Origin of the sequence: Maribellus luteus, from assembly GCF_003576475.1 — a bacterium.
In the GTDB taxonomy this organism is placed as follows: domain Bacteria; phylum Bacteroidota; class Bacteroidia; order Bacteroidales; family Prolixibacteraceae; genus Draconibacterium; species Draconibacterium luteum.
Genome location: NZ_QWGR01000176.1, coordinates 1 through 579, shown reverse-complemented (window position 1 = coordinate 579; position 579 = coordinate 1). Strand labels below are relative to the sequence as shown.

Here is a 579-nt window from a genome sequence, read left to right as displayed (position 1 = left end):
ATCCTCGGTCCGGATGACGTCTTCAGCCGGAATGTCGAAATCGCGGTGATAGTTGAAGGTGTGACCGATCCCGACGGCGAGCAACGCGATGAAGCTCAGAGCGGCGAGCCACCACATGTACCAGATCAGCGCAAAGCCCATCACGATCGAGAACATGCCGATGAAGAAGCCGGCGCCTGTGTTCTTCGGCATGTGGATCTTCTCGTAGCTCGGTGCGACCTGCGTCGGCACTTCACCACGCGCCTTCATGTCGGCAAAGGCGTCGATGTCACGGATGACCGGCACGCGAGCGAAGTTGTAGTGCGCCGGCGGCGACGACGTCGCCCACTCCAGCGTGCGGCCGCCCCACGGATCACCGGTCAGATCAGCCAGCGCATGACGGTTGCGGACGCTCACGAAGATCTGGATGAGCTGCGAAGCGATACCGCAGGCAATGATTGCGGCGCCGATCACGGCGACGATCAGCCACGGCTGCCATGCCGGGTTGTCGGTATGGTTCAGACGACGCGTCATGCCCATGAACCCCAGCACGTACAGCGGCATGAAGGCGGTGTAGAAGCCCACGAACCAGCACCAGAA

The 579-nt window shown here is 61.8% G+C and carries 1 protein-coding gene; it reads right to left on the bottom strand.

Annotation, left to right across the window (positions count from 1 at the left end; translation table 11 throughout):
* Window positions 1–579: hypothetical protein (locus D1614_RS28470; protein WP_497006681.1), on the bottom strand; the 579-nt coding region annotated here is incomplete at both ends.